Origin of the sequence: Rothia sp. HMSC076D04, from assembly GCF_001814645.1 — a bacterium.
Lineage (GTDB): Bacteria > Actinomycetota > Actinomycetes > Actinomycetales > Micrococcaceae > Rothia > Rothia mucilaginosa.
The window spans coordinates 386,433-386,935 of sequence record NZ_KV817369.1; the positions used below are offsets into that span (position 1 = coordinate 386,433).

The following is a 503-nucleotide window of genomic DNA, read 5'->3' on the forward strand; positions in this document are numbered from 1 at the left end:
TGCCCTCCTCCTATGTCATCGAGTACGGCAACGGCGATACTGCCACTAACTACACCGCTGGCAAACCGGTCACCACCTACCCCCGTGAGCGTCCGAGGCAGACGGATACCAGCTACGCCTACCAGCGTTCGGGTAACTTCCATGCGTATGCGACCGTGCATTACACGGCTCGTTTCCGTGTGGATGGTGGCCCGTGGCAGATGATGGAAGTGACCCCGCAGGCGACCAGTGACCCGTTGCTGGTGCGTGTCTGGTGGGTTGATGTGGGACGCGTAGCCGGTGACTGCAGCTACGACGACACTCGCTGGGGCTGCAAGAACGACCCCACGATGGGTAAGAAGGATAACCCGAACCCGCGCCTGCGCAAGGCCGATATTCGCACCGGTCAGCGCTGGCACCTGAATGATAACGGTGACGGAGACACGGAGTATTCACTGCACCGTGACTGGCCCGACATGTAAAGTCCACTGTGGGTCTTACGTTGAGAAGCCACATGTTCGCCG

The 503-nt window shown here is 60.0% G+C and carries 1 pseudogene; it reads left to right on the forward strand.

Annotation, left to right across the window (positions count from 1 at the left end):
- Window positions 1-461, forward strand: a pseudogene (locus tag HMPREF2980_RS05950) (peptide ABC transporter ATPase); the annotation flags it as partial.
- Window positions 462-503 lie beyond the last annotated feature (42 nt).